We start from the raw sequence: 18,452 nt of genomic DNA, 5'->3' as shown, positions 1-18,452 counted from the left end.
ATGCAAATTATATGACCATTCTATTGTAAATGTCGAAATAGTCATAACCAACTCGACATTTAATTATAAGCTGTATCCTTGCACATACCACTAAATGTGGCTGAATTGACTATATTCACTTTATCTTCTAGCGGCCCGAGCGGCTGAGCCGGTTTTAACAATTCCGGTGTGAGTATAAATTTGGTTTTTTTCTCGATATTCGATAAGAAAGGCAAATGTAAGCTATGGGAATGCTCTATCACTGCATACTTATCCCATTCCGGATATTGCCTATTTAGGTTCCCTATAGGATCAGCTGGACCATAAACCTCTATACTACCGAATTTATATTTTTTTAATGGGTATAATTCATTATCATAAAACGAACTCTTTGGATACTTATTTCGAGCGGCTAAATTAGTGTATATAAATTTATCTCTCTCCTTATGAGAAATGAAAATATCTAAACACCCTGCTTTACATATATTATAAGCTCTCTCGTAGGAAACAGTATAACCGAGCTGCTCAAATTGCGGTAATATTTGTTGCAGACGTATTTCGTCTTCATGCATAATACCGATATCTAAATCATCATCAAAAGGAATTATGCCTTTATGTCTTACTGCACCAAGTAGAGTTCCGCCTTCTATCCAATAATTAATATTATTCTTACCAAGTAGCTCATGAGTGTCTTTCATTAGCTGATAAAGAGCAGTAGCTCTTTTCTCGCTAATTCTGTATTGTTTTACTTGTTCATCACTTAACAGTACATATCGCCAATCATGCTCTAATATATAAGCATAAAAAAATATACCGGCAAAAATAATAAGAATTAAGCCTAAAATATTTTTAAAGGATAATATCGATTTTAATTTTATCACCTTGAATCTCAAATTTTATTTCTTCTGCTGATGTGACGTTTTTTAAATCTTCTGCTAATTCTTCAGATAATACTATGCCACTAATTTTAAGCAATTTTATCGGAGCTTTTATAGATAAATTCTTCTCGGCTTTAAATTTCCTGACGATATCTAGGATTTCAAGCAGCCCTTCTGCTTGTTTTGTATCTATATTGTAATGTAAATTATCATAGTTAGCAAAGGTACCTTTTATATGGATAGATTCTTTATCATTGTATAATATTTGGTATAATTCTTCGGTAATATGCGGCATGAACGGTGCAAATAGTTTCAGTAACGTTTGCATCACATGATATAAAGTTAATATGCTACTATATTGTCCGCTTAGGTTTTTATTTTCTTCATCATAAGCTCGTGTTTTACTAATCTCTAAATAATTATCACAAAATACCGCCCAAAAGAATTTTTCCGTCAGATGCATAGTATTTGCATATTCGTAGTTTTGTAACTCATTTGTTGCTGCATTCACTAGCTCTACTAACTTATTAATCATCCATTTATCAAACTCGTTAGTGATTTTTTCTTTAACCTCTAAAAGCTTTGCTTTTTTATCTTCATCTTTTAATTTATCAAAATGAATAGAAACGAATTTAGCAGCATGCCGCAGCTTATTAACTAGTCGTTTGCCGTTTTTCATAACGTCTTCCGAGTAGGCGGTATCGGCACCTAGCCTTGAATTTGCCGACCAATAACGTATTACGTCAGAACCGTACTGCTCTAGCAGCTTTTCAGGAACTAAAACATTGCCCTTAGATTTTGACATTTTACTTCGATCTTCAGCTAAACACCAACCGCTTACCATGATATTTTTCCACGGCAAAGTATTTTGATGTAGATGTGCTTTTAGGATAGTATAGAATGCCCAAGTCCTGATAATTTCGTGTGCTTGAGGTCTTAAATCCATCGGAAATAATTTATCGTGCCTATTTTTATTAACAGCGAAATCATCAGAGATACCATGAGTTGAAAGTTGCGGCGAAACGGAGCTTGTGGCCCAAGTATCCATGACGTCTAGATCAGGTTCCACTTCATCTCTACTATAACCAATAGGTAAATCTCTTAAAGGATCAACTGGTAGCTGCGAAATATCGGCATATAAAATCTTACCTTCTTCTCCTACTCTTTTAGAGTACCAAACAGGAAACGGTACACCGAAATAACGCTGCCTACTTATACACCAATCCCAGCTAATGGCATTAATCCAATTTTCTAAACGAATCTTCATATTTTTAGGATGCCAATTTAGCTCATTTGCTCTTTTCAGTAATGCTTCTTTATGTGATATCGTTTTAACGAACCATTGCGGCACGGTTAAAATTTCAAGCGGTGAACCTGACCTCTCGGCACATTTGACGGTATGAGTTATTTCTTCTTGTTTAATAAGTAAATTCTGCTCTTGTAAAATATCTATTATTTTTGCTCGAGCTTCTTTAATTTTCAATCCGTCTATACCGATATCATTAGGGAAGTCTATCGTACCTTTTGTGGTGATAATAGTTTTTAAAGGTAGATTATGTGTTTTCCACCAAGTAATATCCGTTTGATCACCAAACGTACAGCACATAACTAAACCTGTACCTTTATCTTGTTGTACTAAAGGATCGGCAAGCAGTGGAACTTTATCTTTAAAAAGCGGAGTTATAACAAATTTGTCTGCTAGATGCTTATAACGTCCATCGTCAGGGTGATGAAATACGGCTACGCAAGCCGGTAATAACTCAGGTCTTGTAGTTGCTATAGTAAGCGGGTCTCCTTGCTCGGTTTTAAAAGTGATATAATTCATGAACGAGGTTTTTTCGGTGTCCTCAATATCGGCTTGAGCAAGAGCAGTACCGTCTACCGGATCCCATAATATAGGCTGATCATTGCGGTATACTTCGCCTCTCTTAACTAAATCAAGAAAAGACATTTGGGATATTTTTCGAGATAACAGACTGATAGTTTGATACTCTAAACTCCAATCAACCGATAAGGCTATTTGGTTAAATAGACTTCTAAATTTTTCTTCTTCACTTGCTACTACCTCTTCGCAAATTTTTATAAATTCGTCTCTTCCCATATTATAAGCTTTGATCTGCTTCTGCTTTTCAACAAGTCTCTCGGTCGGTAGTCCGTTATCGTCAAAACCCATAGGATAAAAGATATTTTTGCCTATCATACGCTGAAATCGTACAATAAAATCAGTTTGCGTATAGCTGTAAACATGACCGATATGTAGTTGTCCTGAAACAGTCGGAGGCGGCGTGTCAACTATATAAGTTTCTTCTTTTGAAATATTTGGATCATAAGCATAAATTTGTTTTTCTTGCCAAATTCTCTGCCATTTTTTTTCATTTTCTGTAAAATTATAATTTTTCGGAAATTCTTTCATAGATTTTGTAGTTGATTCAAGAATGTTATTATAAAGGTTATATGTGATTATGACAATATATGCATTGCTTTTTTCGTCATTATGACAACAGCAACGTTACTTTTCTTTTGGAAGATATGGAGATTTAGAATTTGTGCAAGAGGTGCTTGCACAATTATTGCGGTTTTTTAAACTTATACAATTTAAAAAATCACTTTTTTACAATTGAACGAATAAAGGTTTCTTTAAGACCGGTAAGATCAGCGATAATAGGAATTTTGAATCCTTGAGAGAGCATTTTTTTGCTATTATTACTGCTTGATTATGCTCACCTTTAGCCTCTCCTATCTTAATATCTTCTTGCATTCCTTGTTTTATCCCTTCTTGCACTCCTTGTATCAGACCTTCTCTCATATATTTTTCTGCATATTTTTGTGCTATAGTTTTCATAATGCTATCCTTATATTTAGATGATAAATGCTTAGTAAATACTTGTACTAATTCCGGTTGTTTCTGTTCTGATAATTTTGCGTCAGTATACCATAAAAATGACCTAAGGTAAATATAACCTTTCTCTTTGTCCAATATTATAATATGTTTAAACTCTGTTAAACATTTCTCCCATAGTTTTATCATATCCCGCATATGGATATGCTTCATCATGTATTCTAGCATACCTAAATGCTTTTTCTTTACAATTTCATCATCTGACATAGCTTGCAAATCAACTAGTTTATAGTCTGCTGTCATTAATTTTTTTGCCATCGTGCTATCAGTAAATAAACTCCATAGATTTTTGGGAGCATTATAAACTTCTTTACCGTTATAAATAACTAAATTATCAACTAGCGGCAATTTATTTCTTCCTTTCTTATGTCTTTCACATAATAATAACGTATATTTCCATAACCGCAAAGCCGTCCAATAATCAACGGTTGATTGAGCTTCAATTAGTATATAAACAAATGCTTCTTCTTTACGCTTAGTACTAATTATTATATACTATATTATTTAAAGATTCCTCTATATAGCTTTCTTGCTCTATTACTATTTTTGACAAATCTACTAAGTTCTTAAAATCATCATGCAAATAATATTCTAGAAATTCTTTGGCTGCTACCGGATCGGTCATTATTATTTTTACTAAAGAATCGTGTTTTAATTTTTTGACCATAAAATCTAGTAGCTTTATTTTGCAGCGTATTTTATCTTAAATTATGTATAATATCTATATTTATTTAAATTTAAAGTTTAATATAGTAATGCTAAATAAACTTCTACTTACTTTAAAATTAATGCGGGCAGATAAGCCGGTAGCTTATTTGCTAGTTTTCTTTCCTGCTTTATTTGGATTATTACTAGCAAATCCTTCTAACACAGAATTAGCTCATTTATTACCGCTATTTATTTTAGGAAGTATAACGACTAGAAGTAGTGGATGTATTATTAACGATATATTTGATCGGAAATTTGATAAGCATGTAGCAAGGACTAAAGATCGACCTTTAGCAAGCGGTGCTTTATCTGTTTCTTATGCTATTTTTATACTCTTTATTCTTAGCATTATCTCGCTTTTTATTTTATTACTTTTAAGTAAAACAGCTATATATACGGGGTTTTTTGCAGTAATAATGATTAGCATATACCCGTTAATGAAACGTATTACCTACTTCCCGCAAATATTTATGGGATTTACCTTTAAGCTAGGAGCGTTAATAGCTTATGCGGCAGTTCAGGATAAGCTTGATGTGGCAGCAATTATTATGTATTTAGCATGCTGTTCTTGGGCAACCGGCTATGATACGATTTATGGCTTTATGGATATAAAAGACGATAAGAAAATAGGAGTGAAATCATTAAGCGTATATTTAGAGAACAAGCATTATAAGTTTTGGCTTTATATATGTTATATAGGTTTTACATTGTTATTTATTCTAGCAACAAAGATAGCTAATCATAATATCAACTATCTACCTATCTTAGCTGCTTTGATTTTATTGATATTACAAGTAGCAACTCTAGATATTCAAAACCCTGCTAATTGTATGACAAGGTTCAGAGCTAATAATTATGTCGGTATATTATTGAGTGTGACTTTTTATTAACTTCTCACTCTCACAGCCCATAAGGTTATTGCAGATATTACAGTTATATAAACCGCAATTGACAAAGAGCTACCTGTTACATGCCAAAGCATTAGGTAGGTAGAAGGGGCGAGACGTCCGATTAGTGAAGAGCCGATACTACTGCTGATACCGACTAGCATATATTTATCGGCGGTTTTAAACAAATCATTTAGCCAGCAATTTAAAGGTGCTAAGAAACTAACTCCAAGTACTATAATCCAAATACGTACAAAATTAACATACCATATAGACGAGTTATTCAAGAATAACCATAAAGGAATTATACTGAAACTCATTAAAATAAGAGTGCCGCTTAGTATTTTAAGATAATGTAGTTTTTTAGTTAGATGTCCAATTATCGGAATCATAACCATATCGAAAATTAGAAACTCGGTATTAAACTTCATCATTGTTTCGAGTGGTATATCGGTAATAAGAGGAATAAAACTATTCATAAATACAAAAGGCACTATATAAGTCATATATGAGAAGCCTACGGCAAAACTAACCCGTAAGATGCTTAGTTTACTGTTCCAAATTGTAACGAGATCGTGTAAAAATGTCATTCCCGCGAAAGCGGGAATCCAGAAACCTTTATTGTCACCCCGTGGCTTGATCACGGGGTCCAGAAAATAACTTATAGTATTAGTTTTTTTAAGGTTTTTACTGGATTCCGCGATCAAGTCGCGGAATGACAGTGAAGGGCTTACTCTAATAGAATCACTCTTCCTTAAAAAATAACCTACAAGAGCCGTAAACCCACCGAATATAAAACATAAACGCCAATATTCATTATAATCGACATTTAACACTATAGTGCTGATAAATGAAGCAAGAATAATACCGACCATAGTAGAGGTTTGATAAAGGTAAGAAGCTTTAAATGCTTTTGTTTCGTCTTTATTTTCTAAAATATATAATTTAGCAATAGCACATTCACCCTCGGAATATACTCCTTGCAACGTTCTAAGCACAACTAGTAATAGTGGTGCAAGCCAGCCTATTTGGGCATGAGAAGGTATTAGACCGATTAGAGCAGTGCTTAAAGTAACTCCAATCAAAGAATGAGACAAAGCAAAAACCCCGCCGTATTTTTTAGCAATAACACCAAAAAAATAAGAACCAATCGGACGTGTAAATAAAGAGGTAGCAAGAACGCTATAGGTAAGTATTAAGGCGACGACTTTATCATGATTTGGAAAGAAAATACCGGCAAGTAACGGTGCAAGAAACCCATAAAGTGCAGTATCGAAATGATCCATTGTATTACCGATTAGGATGGAAAAATCCCTTTTGCTTAACGAATTGTTCATATGTTAATAATTTAAAATTTTAATGAATTATAAGTATATAATCTTCCTTGTAAATATTTTTTTAAGAGATATTATTATTATAAAATGATGAGTTATTTCCCTATGTCATTCCTGCGAGAGCAGGAATCTAGAAAATAACCTTAGTATTGGTACGTATTTGATAAAATAAACATATAAAAAAATAAATTTATATGTATTTTACTGGATTCCTGCTTACGCGGGAATAATATTGAACCGCTTTTTACAATCCACGCTGGGTAAGCTTTCCGCAGAAATAACACATCATTTATTAAGTTTTAAAAATGACTGATATTAATGAATAATTTGAAACAAGGAAAGTTTATTACGTTTGAGGGAGGGGAGGGGATCGGTAAATCTACCCAATCTCAAATGCTCTATGAATATTTAAAATCTCAAAATACTCCCGTTATTTTAACTCGTGAAGTCGGCGGTACTATCGTAGCCGAAAAAATGCGTGAAATTCTAGTGCATGAAGAATTACTGCCAATGTCTGAATTATTACAAGCTATGGCAGCACGTTATGATCATATGGTGCGGAAGATTATACCGGCTCTGCAAAAGGGGTATATCGTAATATGCGATAGATTTCTTGACTCAACGGCATGCTATCAAGGATTAGAGCTAGAAAACGGCATAGATTTAGTATATAATCTGCACAAAACTTTAATGCCTCCTCTTATACCGGATATTACTTTCTTTATTGACGTAGAGCCGGATACTGCTATTAAGAGAGTAAATTTACGAAATATGAGTAATAAATTTGACATAAGAGGTATAGATTTTTATAAAAAAATCTATGATTGCTTTAAAGAATTAAGTAGTAGATTTCCCGAGAGAATAAAGACAATTAAAGCTTCAGATTTCAGTCCGCTTGAAGTACATGAGTTAATAAAAAAGCATTTATGAAGAATACTTATTATATCACGACCCCTATATATTATGTTAACGATGTTCCCCATATCGGTCATGCTTATACCAGCGTTGCTAGTGACGTAATTGCCCGTTTCATGCGTCTTTGCGGCTTCGATGTAATGTTTCTAACAGGTACCGACGAGCATGGGCAGAAAGTAGAAAAAGCAGCTATTAATAAAAATATCGATCCTCAACAATTTACCGATCAGACCTCCGAGAGTTTTCGTCATCTCATGACCTCTATGCATATTTCTAATGATGATTTTATTAGAACAACGGAAAATAGGCATAAAGAAGCTGTAGCTGTTTTTTGGCAGAAATTACTAGATAACGGCACTATTTATGAGGGTTTTTATGAAGGGTGGTATGCAGTACGGGATGAAGCTTTTTATGATGAGTCGGAACTTACGAGTGACGGCTTAGCACCGACTGGAGCTTCGGTTGAATGGGTTAAAGAGCCTAGCTACTTCTTTAATCTTTCAAAATGGCAAGATAAATTGCTTGAGCTTTATGAGCTAAACCCTGATTTTATTAGACCTATATCAAGGCGTAACGAAGTAATTAGCTTTGTTAAATCGGGCTTAAAAGATTTATCGGTATCACGTACTACTTTTAACTGGGGAATAAAAGTCCCAAATAATGAAAAACACGTAATTTATGTTTGGCTTGATGCTCTTGCTAATTATATTTCGGCACTCGGTTATCCTGATGAACAAAGTAATTACGGTAAATTTTGGTCAGCTGATTTACATGTAGTCGGTAAAGATATCTTACGTTTTCATGCCGTTTATTGGCCTGCTTTCTTAATGGCTGCTGCAATTCCTCTGCCGAAAACAATTATGGCTCACGGTTGGTGGACGAATGAGGGACAAAAAATTTCTAAATCTCTTGGTAATACCATTGATCCGATTAAGTTAATTGATGAATTTGGCGTTGATCAGGTTAGGTATTTTTTGATGCGTGAAGTAACTTTTGGTGCGGACGGTAATTTTGCCCGTAGTAATTTAATTACTCGCATCAATAGTGAGTTATCAAACAAAATCGGTAATTTATTGCAGCGTACTACGGCTTTTGTTTATAAAAATAATGATGGCAAAGTGCCGCTACTTACGCAAAGCGTTATAGATAAAATATATGAGCTACCGATTTTAAAAGCTGCAAGTAAATTTGCTGAGCAGAATATTTTATTGATGGAAAAAATTGAAATTAATAAGGTTCTTGAGAATATTATTAATTTGGCCGAAGAGGCAAATATCTATATTGATAGTGCAGCTCCTTGGAATTTGAAAAAAACCGATCACGATAAGATGTTAGAGGTGTTATACGCTTTACTAGAGGTTTTACGCTATATTGCGATAATGCTTCAACCTTTTGTGCCGACTTCAGCAAACAAAATGCTTGATCAGTTAGGGGTAAATAAAAAAGAGCGTCTATTTAAGCATTTAGTGCGTGGTTATGCTTTAACTGTAGGAACTGCTATTTTAGAACCTACTATAATATTTCCAAGAGTAGAAGAGGTTTAGAGATTATATCAACTGTGTCATGCCGTGGCTTGACCACGGCATCCAGTAAACAGCCTACAATATTACTATTTTTCTATTTTTAACTGGATACCGTGGTCAAGCCACGGTATGACAGCGAATGCGTTTTTCAGTCTACGCAACAACGCCTCCGCAGGAATGACATAGAATACGCTTAACCTACGCATAAATACTAGAAATATGAATAATAATATTTTGATAGATTCACATTGTCATCTTAATTTACTTACCAAAGATACAGATTTAGATTCTGTCATTCAAAGAGCGTTAGAAAATAATGTGCAGTATATGCAAACTATCTGCACTAAACTTGAAGATTTATCAAGTATTTTAGAAATAGCCGAAAAATATGAAAATGTTTTTGCGAGTGTTGGGGTACATCCGTGCGAGGTAAATGAAAGCAGCCGGCTAATTACTAATTCAGCAATAATAGAGCTTACCAAGCATCCGAAAATTATTGGAATCGGTGAAACAGGTCTTGATTATTATCACGAACCTTACAATAAAAAATTACAAAAAGATTCGCTTGTAGCACATATACATGAGGCATCTGCCGCAAGCCTACCTGCTATTATTCATACAAGAGAAGCAGATGAAGACACTATTGATATTTTAACTTCAGAAATGCGTAATAGCAAATTTCCTGGGCTGATTCACTGCTTTACCTCCTCAAAAAATCTAGCAACAAAAATGCTAGACATAGGCTTATATATTTCAATGTCCGGTATTATTACTTTCAAGAATGCAACCGATTTGCAAGAAATAGTCAAATATGTACCGCTTGATAGGTTATTAATCGAAACAGACTCACCTTATTTAGCACCAATCCCTATGCGTGGCAAACAAAACGAACCGGCGTTTGTTAGATATGTTGCCGAGAAAATTGCCGAACTCAAAAATATCACCTCCAAAGAAGTAGCAAATGTTACTACTCATAACTTCAACACGTTATTTTCTAAATTTGAAAAATATATAAATAATACTTTATAAAATCATCAAGATTGATAATTTAAAGTTGAAATTTTTAAAATAACATGTATATTTTATAGTATTTCAATTATTAGTATATTTAATATGGAATTTAATCGCAAAAATGCCATCATTGGTTTTTTAAAAGAACATGACGATCAGACATTTACTCCTTATGAAATAGCTAAATGGCTTGTCGAAAATTATCCTGAAGAAGCTAGACGCAAAGCAAATACAAGTAAAAATAAGAGAATAATAAAAGCAAAAACTCAAGAAGAAAAAATTAAGGAAGTTATAAAGGCTTATGCAGCTGAAATTAGTAGAGGTAGGTTTGATGAGTGGAAATCAAAGCCTAACATTAGAATAGAGTCAGAACCTCATGTAAGGTTGTACTATAGTCAAAATCCCGATTATCAAATTAATAATGAACAAATAACAAATCTTAAAAATAAAGTAAGCAAAGAAAATGATATAACTGAAGAAGAAGCATGTGAGGTACTTGAATTATATCTTAATGAATTGGGTATCTATAATATGCAAATTAAACATAGTTTTGCCTCAAATAAACAAGGAGCCGGAAGTAATATATGGTTACATCCAGATTGGGTAGGCATGGCAGTTCTTAATAAAAAATGGAGTCTACTAATTAAAGATTGTGCTAAATATTATGGAGGAAAACAAGCAAGACTTTGGTCTTTTGAAGTAAAAAAGAAAATAAACCGTAGGAACGTAAGAGAGTCTTGTTTTCAGGCTTTATCAAATTCATCATGGGCACATTATGGTTATTTAGTCGCACCTATTCTAGACAAAACTAGGTCTGATACTAGGTATGAACTCGAAATGTTATGCACTAGGCACGGAATAGGTTTTATTTTAATAAATATGGAATTCCCTGAAGATAGTGAAATATTAATCCCTGCTAGAGAAAAATCTGAAATAGATTGGAATATGGCTAATAGGATGGCAGAAGAAAATAAGGATTTTGAAAATTATCTAAATAAGGTTGATATATTTTGTAAAAAACCAACAGAAACAGTGATAGAGAGTATATGGTATAATATTAACAAACATGTGATTCCTAAGCAAAACAAGAAGAAAAAATAAGCATATTTATATGTAGACTATTATTATCACGCATTTATAAAAACTTAAGTCGTAAATCCTAAAATTAATGTACTGAGAAATTTTTAGTGTTAAACTAAACACATACCTCGAGTAAATGAAGAATCGAGATTTTAAAATAGAATAAAACGTATAAATTAAATTTGTGGATAAATTATGCTTAACTGTAATTTAAGTACTAATTATACATATTATATGTTGAGGGGCTTAGAGCACAAATTGCTCCAATGCATTTAGGTATAAAAATTCTAAAAGAAGCATATGAACATGAGTCATTAGAAGATAACGGTTTTGCAAGAATTATGCATGCTTATTTAACACTTTGTGAACGCATGACTAGAAAATATGAAAAACCCGAATTTAATATTCTTGAAACAATTATTGATGATAAAACCTATAACATTAATGAAAAAGTTATACTAAAAAAGCCTTTTTGTGAATTAAGGCATTTTGAAAAATTAGGTTTTAAAAAAGAATGACCTAAATTATTAATAGTAGCACCTATGGCAGGGCATCACGCTACTTTACTTAGATCAACTGTACAAGAATTGTTACCGTATACCGATATTTATATTACGGATTGGACGGAAGCTAGTTATGTGCCGCTTGAAGCAGGGCATTTTGATATGGATGATTATATTGATTACGTAATGGAGTTTATCAATTTTATAGGATCAAATGTTCACACTATGGCAGTTTGCCAACCTACCGTACCTCTGCTTGCCGCCATTAGTTTAATGTCGGAAAGTAATAGTCCAAATGTTCCAAGCTCAATGATTTTGATGGGCGGTCCTATAGATGCTAGAAAAAACCCCACGGCAGTTAATGAATTTGCTCAAAGTAACAGTTTAGAATGGTTCTGCAAAATGGTTACAATGCAGGTACCGCCAAACTATCCTGGACATGGAAGAAAAGTATACCCTGGATTCTTCCAACTTGCCGGCTTTATGAGTTTAAATTTATTCCGTCATATAGATTCACATTTAGAATTATGGCAAAGTTTATTAAATTCTGATTATAAAAAAGCCGACCATACTATTAAATTTTATGATGAGTATTTAGCCGGTATAGATATGCCGGCAGAATTCTATCTTCAAACTATAGATGAAGTATTTCAACAATTTTCGTTAGCAAGAGGTAAATTAGTTTCTGAGAAGCGTCCTATTGATTTAAAAAATATTACTAAATGTGCTTTACTTGGTATTGAAGGGGAATTAGATGATATTGCAGCCGTGGGACAAACAAAAACTGCTTTAAAACTTTGTTCAAATATACCTGAATCAATGAAAAGATACCATTTACAAAAAGGGGCAGGGCATTACGGGGTATTTAGCGGAAGTAAATTTAAGCAGTTTATAGTACCTATTATTAAAGATTTTATTTATGATTTTGATAAAACCGGCTTCAAGCACTCTAAACTTAAAGCAATATAAAAATTAAATCTTTTTCGGCATACTCGATGAACTTCAAAAATTGGCTATGTCATTCTACAAGAGTTGCAGTACGAACTATATTAAGTATACGCTCCGTTCCTCGCCTTGTGAATTCCTTGCTCTTTTTGAAGTTGATCTTCGTATACTATTCTTCATTTCATATTAGTACATTGTGTGCGACCTCTATGTCATTCCTAGCTAAAGGCAGGAAGTAAGAAAAAACATATAAAAACTTGTTTTTTTATATGTTTTGACATCTTGAACGTTCGTACAATAATGGGTCAAGCAACTAGATGAGACTGAATGCGTTTCCTGACCCATGCAACAACATCCCGCTTCTAGCTAGAATGACATTAAAACTAGGCAACAAGACCGTAACTAAAGGAAGCGTGGTAATATAATATTTAATTTTATTGGTTATTTTGAGTTTCTTGTTGTTGCTGTTGTTTGTATTCTGCTGCTTTTTCTTCTATGTAATTAAAAAAGAAATAAGTAAAAGTTAAAAAACCGGTCACAATAATACCAAATGTTATTAGTATTGCTTTTAAGTTGCTTTCGTGAATCTTCTGCTTTTAATCTTTGCTCTTCTTCATCTGCGTCTTCATCATTTGTGAACTCAGATATTATTATTTGTTCTTCTGTAGTATTTTCCATGTTGTAACTCACAATGTTATTAGTTTTTAGTAACACAGAAGTTAATTTTATTATCAACTATAGTCAATTCAGATAATTTGGGACTAGGCGTGAGGAGCAATGCCTATAATAATAGGTGAGCGATGAGCAACAACGTTCCAAGTTTATATCACTTGACTATAAAAAGAAAAAATACTAAAATGCACCTCTTTATTACTAAGTTGTGCCTATAACTTACAGATTTTTGAAGTTTATAAGATTAGCTATATTTTAATGATGAGGTTTAAGCCTCATCTCGTTTAGGTAAAAATAGGATATATAAGCAATAACACTATGTCAATAGCCTTGAATATTAGCGGTAAATTATATCATAATATATGTTCAAGCAAGGTTATACATATTATTATAATTTGTGTCTCCTAACATTGAAGTATTTAAAGGATCGTGGCAAGCAGTTGATAATATAGCATCATCAAAAGTGATATTAGGCTGTCCTATATAGTTTTGAATAAAATTGTTAACAGTAGGTTCAAAGCTTGTATATTTTGTAGGATACAAGCTTTGTACATTCTGTATTTCCTAATTTACTTCCAATCAACGTGAATAACATAGAGTTATATTCATCTTGTGGGTTACGATTAATTATTTCGTAAGTTTTAGCAAGAATATAACAAGCTTCGTTATTTCCTTTCATAATTTCTAATTTTATTGCTTCAGAAGATAAAATGTTATTTAGAAAAGCTTTTTCATATATTTCATAATGCGGTAATGAATCAGATTTCCCATTAAGAAGAGCAGTAAATAGGATTTTAGCTTTCTGTAGATCATTCATTTTAATTTTACTCTATTTTCATTACTAATTCTTTTATTTCAGTCATTTTTGATTTATCGGCAACCAAAAGACCGTTCATAGTATCGATAATTATTACATTGTCAAGACCTATTACGGTGGTTAATTTATTATTAGAACTAATGCAAGAGTTTGTAGTATTGCTTGTTACTACGTTTCCCTCGCAATAATTATCATTTATATTTCGGTGTTTTGCCTGTAATAAGGAATGCCAAGTACCAAGATCGTTCCAAGCAAAATCGGCTTTTATCATAATCACCCCCGAGATATATTCCATTATGGCATTATCTATCGAAATAGCTTCAATTTCATTATAAGCATCACGATTTATTGTTATAGTATCTTCATTTTGTAAGCACTATTGAAAGCTTTTTCTGCAATATAAAATAAATCAGGCTGAAGATTCATTGCTAAATTTAGAAACAAACTAATGTCATATATAAAAATTCCGGAATTCCAAAAATATTCATTATTTTGAAAATATTTTGTTGCTTGCTCTAATATAGGTTTTTCAACAAAATGATCTGTTTGATAAATATTTTCTGCAATTGGAAAGCCTGTTTTTATATAACCATATTCAGTATTTACGGCATTTATAGAATTTATAGGAATACCTATAGTGCAAATACCGAATTCATTAACATAATGTAAAGCTTTATTTATAGTATTAAGGTAATTTATATCGTCCACTATATGATGATCCGAAGGGAGTAACACTACGATATCAAACCCTTGTGCTTTAGCCGATAATGCCGTAATAATAGCACAAATGGCGGTATTTTTTTGTAAAGGCTCGGTAATTAATTCTATTTCTATATCTATTTCGACTGCTTGTTCTTTAGTGATTGATTCATACTTTTTGGCATTAATAATAGTAGGTTGTCCTAAGAATTTATTTCGATTTAATGTTTGCTGTAGTAAAGTTAGATCACCCAATATTTTTTTAAATTGTTTTGGTTGATCCCTAGATGATAAAGGCCATAGTCTTTTACCATTGCCACCTGCCATAATAACCGGCTTTATTAGACCCCTTGTATAACCTCCTTCTAAAGGTAATTTGTACGTCGATCCGATACTCACATCCTCACGTACTTTTTTGTACGCTGCGGTGTGAGGTGAAGTGTTTCCTTCAAATTCCTCTTTATAAGATAGGTTATGCAAGGTGTCTACTTCCATATATTTTATAACTATTAATTGAATAAGTAATAAAGAGCTTTATATGATGTGTCAAGTATATTGGCAAGTTTTACAATAAAAAGTACTTCTTCCTGAGTGCTTTGTTTTGAGAATAGTACTGGAGCAGTTGAGGCATTTTTGTCCTTCTCTACCGTAAACCGTAAGTTGCTGAGTAAAATAACCAGGTTTACTATCACCGTTTATAAAATCTTTAAGAGTAGTGCCGCCGGCAGTTATGGCTTTAGTTAACACTTCTCTAATCGATTTAATTAAATTTTCTATTTCATCATCCTTTAAATCGCTACCTAGTTTATTCGGATGAATTCTAGCTAAATGAAGACTTTCGGAAGCATAAATATTACCGACTCCGACTATAACTCTATTATCCATAATCAAGTTTTTTATCGGTATTTTGCGAGTAATTAATTTGCTTTTTAAATATCCGAGTGTTAATAAATCAGAAAGTGGCTCTATTCCTAGATTATGAAAAAATTCCTCTTCTAAGAAATTAGTTTTAAAGCTATAAACCATTCCGAAGCGTCTAGTATCGTTGAAAATTAACTTTTCGCAGTTATTTAAATCAAAAATCACGTGATCGTGTTTTTGAATTTTATAATTAGCAGGTTGCACGGTAAACCTACCGCTCATACCTAGATGGATAACTAAAGAATAATAATTACCAAAATCGATAATTAAATATTTTGCACGACGCCTAACATTCAGTATATTAGTATTTGAGATTTCGGTAGCTAAAAGCGGAGATAATTTATAACGTAAATTATCTCTTTTTAACTCTACATTTTCTATAATAAGCCCGATTAGCTTATCTTTCAGAGAGTTTTTAAGAGTTTCTACTTCAGGAAGTTCCGGCATTTGATACTATATTATAATAAAAAACTATGAACCAAACAAATTTTGGCTTTAAAAAAGTAGACTACACTAAAAAACAAGGGTTAGTAAATAACGTTTTTTCTAACGTCGCGGATAAGTATGATTTAATGAACGATCTTATGAGCTTTGGATTGCATCGCTTGTGGAAAGATGAGTTTATTAGGCAAATTCCAAATCTTAACTCTCATATATTAGACGTTGCTAGCGGTAGCGGTGATATTGCTTTAAAGCTTGCTAAAAAAGCAAGAGATAGAGGAAATAATGTCTCTTTAACTTTAAGTGACATAAATGAAGAAATGCTGAGACATGCTAAAAAGAAAGCAACAGATCTTAATTTATTTCAAAACCTTAAATTTATTGTAGCAAGTGCCGAAGAATTGCCTTTTTCGGATAATAGTTTTGATTATTATACTATAGCATTCGGCATTAGAAACGTACCTGACATTAATAAGGCTTTAAAAGAAGCTTATCGAGTTCTAAAACCGATGGGTAAGTTTATATGTCTTGAGTTTTCAAAAGTAAAAGAGGGAGGCTTAAAAGATTTTTATAAATTTTACTCATTTAATATTATACCTAAAATTGGTCAAATGATAGCAGGTAATAAAGAGGCATATGAATATTTGGTCGAAAGTATAGATTTATTCCCCTCACAGGATGAGTTTAGAATAATGATTAAAGAAGCCGGTTTTGCAGAGGTTAATTATAAAAATTTAAGTAACGGTATAGTAGCGGTACATAGTGCATATAAGATATGATAAGTAATTTTTTAAATTTAATACGTATTTTTCGTATCATCAGTAAAAAACAAATCCTAATTGATTCTAGAGTTCCTAAATATTTTAGGTTTATCGGTTATATATTAGCTTTATTTTTTGCTCCGATATCATTAATAAAAAAATCACGTGAAGATTACGGCAAACGCTTAATAGATTGTTTAAGCAACCTTGGACCTATTTATATAAAATTCGGACAAACGCTTTCTACAAGAGCTGATTTAGTAGGAGCAGAAATAGCAGAGTATTTAAGATTATTACAAGATAAGCTACCTCCGTTTGATAGTGGGGTGGCTAGAGAAATTATAGAGAGGGAGTTTGGTGAGTATGATGTCATTCCGTGGCTTGACCACGGAATCCATAACAGCAACTGGATACCGCGATCGAGTCGCGGTATGACAATATCACACTTCGATGACAACCCGGTCGCTGCCGCTTCAATCTCGCAAGTACATAAAGCACGGCTAGCAACCGGTGAGTATGTTGCGGTAAAAATATTGCGTCCCGATATTCATAAAAAATATAACCGAGATATTAAGCTGCTATATTTTCTAGCAAGAATCGTCTCAAAATTTTCTAAAGCAAAAAGGCTAAAACCGATTAAAGTAGTCGATAAATTTCATGAAACTATGAAATTTGAGCTTGATTTAAGGCTAGAAGCGGCTGCTGTTTCCGAGCTTATGGATAATATGCGAAATGATATTAACGTAATAATTCCTAAAATATATTGGGATTTAACATCGGAAAATATACTAACTACCGAGTGGCTAGAAGGAACTTCTATATATGATACTTCGCTGCTAAAAGAAATGGGCTTAGAACCAAAAAAAATAGCTCAGGATTTTGCCGTAATGTTTTTTAATCAAGCCTATAGAGACGGATTTTTTCATGCTGATTTACACGCAGGAAATATTTTAGTAAACACGCAAGGTAAGATAATCCTGCTTGATTTCGGTATTATGGGCAGACTTAAGGAAAAAGACCGCTTAGCCGTTGCTGAAAGCTTATTCGGTTTTTTAAAGCGTGATTATAAATTAGTGGCTAAAGTACATTTAAAAGCAGGTTATATCCCTTCAAATACCGATTTAGATTTGTTCGCTCAAAGTTGTAGAGCAGTTACCGAGCCTATAGTAGGTACCCCCACAAAAAATATTGCCATAGGTAAGTTGCTTGCACATTTATTTAAAATTACTGAAGATTTTGGCATGGAAGTACAACCGGAATTGTTGTTATTACAAAAGACTTTGATAATGGTTGAAGGGATAGGTAGACAGTTAGATAGTAATGTTAATATGTGGCAACTAGCCGAACCTTGGATTAAAAAATGGGCAGTGAAAAATTTAAGCCCTGAAGCAAAGTTGTTGCGATTAATTAAGCATTATATAACTACCTTAGAGGATATTATTTGAGTGCGCCAAGGAAAGTGCGTAAAAATCAGTTGGT

The 18,452-nt window shown here is 32.9% G+C and carries 15 protein-coding genes and 3 pseudogenes; 8 read left to right on the top strand and 10 right to left on the bottom strand.

Annotated features, from left to right (window positions below; all coding sequences use genetic code 11):
* Positions 1–59 precede the first annotated feature (59 nt).
* From ACIAS7_RS00805 to ACIAS7_RS00795, 3 genes and pseudogenes are all read right to left on the bottom strand, one after another.
* Positions 60–860, bottom strand: coding sequence for a LicD family protein (locus tag ACIAS7_RS00805; RefSeq protein WP_473198926.1), 801 nt, complete (start codon positions 858–860; stop codon positions 60–62).
* Positions 829–3,270, bottom strand: a complete 2,442-nt coding sequence (locus ACIAS7_RS00800) for a valine--tRNA ligase (protein ID WP_473198925.1) — start codon at positions 3,268–3,270, stop codon at positions 829–831. The genes ACIAS7_RS00805 and ACIAS7_RS00800 overlap by 32 nt, the downstream gene beginning before the upstream one ends.
* Positions 3,271–3,460: 190 nt before the next feature.
* Positions 3,461–4,423, bottom strand: a pseudogene (locus ACIAS7_RS00795) (Rpn family recombination-promoting nuclease/putative transposase).
* An 88-nt stretch (positions 4,424–4,511) separates the two neighbouring features.
* On the opposite strand from ACIAS7_RS00795, the gene ubiA reads away from it, so the two are divergent.
* Positions 4,512–5,354 carry a 4-hydroxybenzoate octaprenyltransferase gene (gene ubiA, locus ACIAS7_RS00790; RefSeq protein ID WP_473198924.1) on the top strand — a complete coding sequence of 281 codons (843 nt, stop codon included), beginning with the start codon at positions 4,512–4,514 and terminating at the stop codon, positions 5,352–5,354.
* Here the strand turns inward: ubiA and ACIAS7_RS00785 are convergent.
* Positions 5,351–6,688 carry an MFS transporter gene (locus tag ACIAS7_RS00785; RefSeq protein ID WP_473198923.1) on the bottom strand — a complete coding sequence of 446 codons (1,338 nt, stop codon included), beginning with the start codon at positions 6,686–6,688 and terminating at the stop codon, positions 5,351–5,353. The two genes, ubiA and ACIAS7_RS00785, sit on opposite strands and share 4 nt — an antisense overlap.
* Before the next feature lie 315 nt (positions 6,689–7,003).
* Between ACIAS7_RS00785 and tmk the strand changes: the two genes are divergently transcribed.
* From tmk to ACIAS7_RS00760, 5 genes and pseudogenes are all read left to right on the top strand, one after another.
* Positions 7,004–7,615, top strand: a complete 612-nt coding sequence (gene tmk / locus ACIAS7_RS00780; RefSeq protein ID WP_473198922.1) for a dTMP kinase — start codon at positions 7,004–7,006, stop codon at positions 7,613–7,615.
* The gene (gene metG, locus ACIAS7_RS00775) at positions 7,612–9,144 is read left to right on the top strand and encodes a methionine--tRNA ligase (RefSeq protein WP_473198921.1); all 1,533 of its coding nucleotides are present in this window, start codon (positions 7,612–7,614) and stop codon (positions 9,142–9,144) included. The genes tmk and metG overlap by 4 nt, the downstream gene beginning before the upstream one ends.
* 210 nt (positions 9,145–9,354) lie before the next feature.
* A complete protein-coding gene (locus ACIAS7_RS00770) occupies positions 9,355–10,152 on the top strand; it encodes a TatD family hydrolase (protein ID WP_473199376.1) in 798 nt (265 codons plus the stop codon).
* Between the two features lie 84 nt (positions 10,153–10,236).
* Positions 10,237–11,235 carry a hypothetical protein gene (locus tag ACIAS7_RS00765; RefSeq protein ID WP_473198920.1) on the top strand — a complete coding sequence of 333 codons (999 nt, stop codon included), beginning with the start codon at positions 10,237–10,239 and terminating at the stop codon, positions 11,233–11,235.
* A 174-nt stretch (positions 11,236–11,409) separates the two neighbouring features.
* A pseudogene (locus tag ACIAS7_RS00760) lies at positions 11,410–12,686 on the top strand (polyhydroxyalkanoate depolymerase).
* Between the two features lie 410 nt (positions 12,687–13,096).
* On the opposite strand, the pseudogene ACIAS7_RS00755 reads toward ACIAS7_RS00760, so the two are convergent.
* The 6 genes and pseudogenes from ACIAS7_RS00755 to mutM form a co-directional block, all read right to left on the bottom strand.
* Positions 13,097–13,340, bottom strand: a pseudogene (locus ACIAS7_RS00755) (RP671a family tick cell line-upregulated protein).
* 360 nt (positions 13,341–13,700) lie between these two features.
* Positions 13,701–13,877: a hypothetical protein gene (locus ACIAS7_RS00750; protein WP_473198919.1), complete on the bottom strand. Its 177-nt coding sequence runs from the start codon at positions 13,875–13,877 to the stop codon at positions 13,701–13,703.
* Positions 13,849–14,151 (bottom strand): hypothetical protein, encoded by a 303-nt coding sequence (locus ACIAS7_RS00745; RefSeq protein WP_473198918.1) that lies wholly within the window; start codon positions 14,149–14,151, stop codon positions 13,849–13,851. Before ACIAS7_RS00745 ends, ACIAS7_RS00750 begins: the two co-directional genes overlap by 29 nt.
* Before the next feature lie 7 nt (positions 14,152–14,158).
* Positions 14,159–14,422, bottom strand: coding sequence for a hypothetical protein (locus ACIAS7_RS00740; protein WP_473198917.1), 264 nt, complete (start codon positions 14,420–14,422; stop codon positions 14,159–14,161).
* A gap of 80 nt (positions 14,423–14,502) precedes the next feature.
* Positions 14,503–15,345 carry a sugar phosphate nucleotidyltransferase gene (locus ACIAS7_RS00735; protein ID WP_473198916.1) on the bottom strand — a complete coding sequence of 281 codons (843 nt, stop codon included), beginning with the start codon at positions 15,343–15,345 and terminating at the stop codon, positions 14,503–14,505.
* A gap of 51 nt (positions 15,346–15,396) precedes the next feature.
* Positions 15,397–16,218, bottom strand: a complete 822-nt coding sequence (mutM, locus tag ACIAS7_RS00730; RefSeq protein ID WP_473198915.1) for a bifunctional DNA-formamidopyrimidine glycosylase/DNA-(apurinic or apyrimidinic site) lyase — start codon at positions 16,216–16,218, stop codon at positions 15,397–15,399.
* 26 nt (positions 16,219–16,244) lie between these two features.
* On the opposite strand from mutM, the gene ubiE reads away from it, so the two are divergent.
* Both ubiE and ubiB read left to right on the top strand, forming a co-directional pair.
* The gene (gene ubiE, locus ACIAS7_RS00725; RefSeq protein ID WP_473198914.1) at positions 16,245–16,991 is read left to right on the top strand and encodes a bifunctional demethylmenaquinone methyltransferase/2-methoxy-6-polyprenyl-1,4-benzoquinol methylase UbiE; all 747 of its coding nucleotides are present in this window, start codon (positions 16,245–16,247) and stop codon (positions 16,989–16,991) included.
* Positions 16,988–18,418: a 2-polyprenylphenol 6-hydroxylase gene (gene ubiB / locus ACIAS7_RS00720; RefSeq protein WP_473198913.1), complete on the top strand. Its 1,431-nt coding sequence runs from the start codon at positions 16,988–16,990 to the stop codon at positions 18,416–18,418. Before ubiE ends, ubiB begins: the two co-directional genes overlap by 4 nt.
* Positions 18,419–18,452: the final 34 nt, after the last annotated feature.

Source organism: Rickettsia sp. 109562A South Dakota (assembly GCF_055791265.1).
Note: the sequence above shows the minus strand (reverse complement) of the source record. Positions and strands in the feature narration are given on the sequence as shown.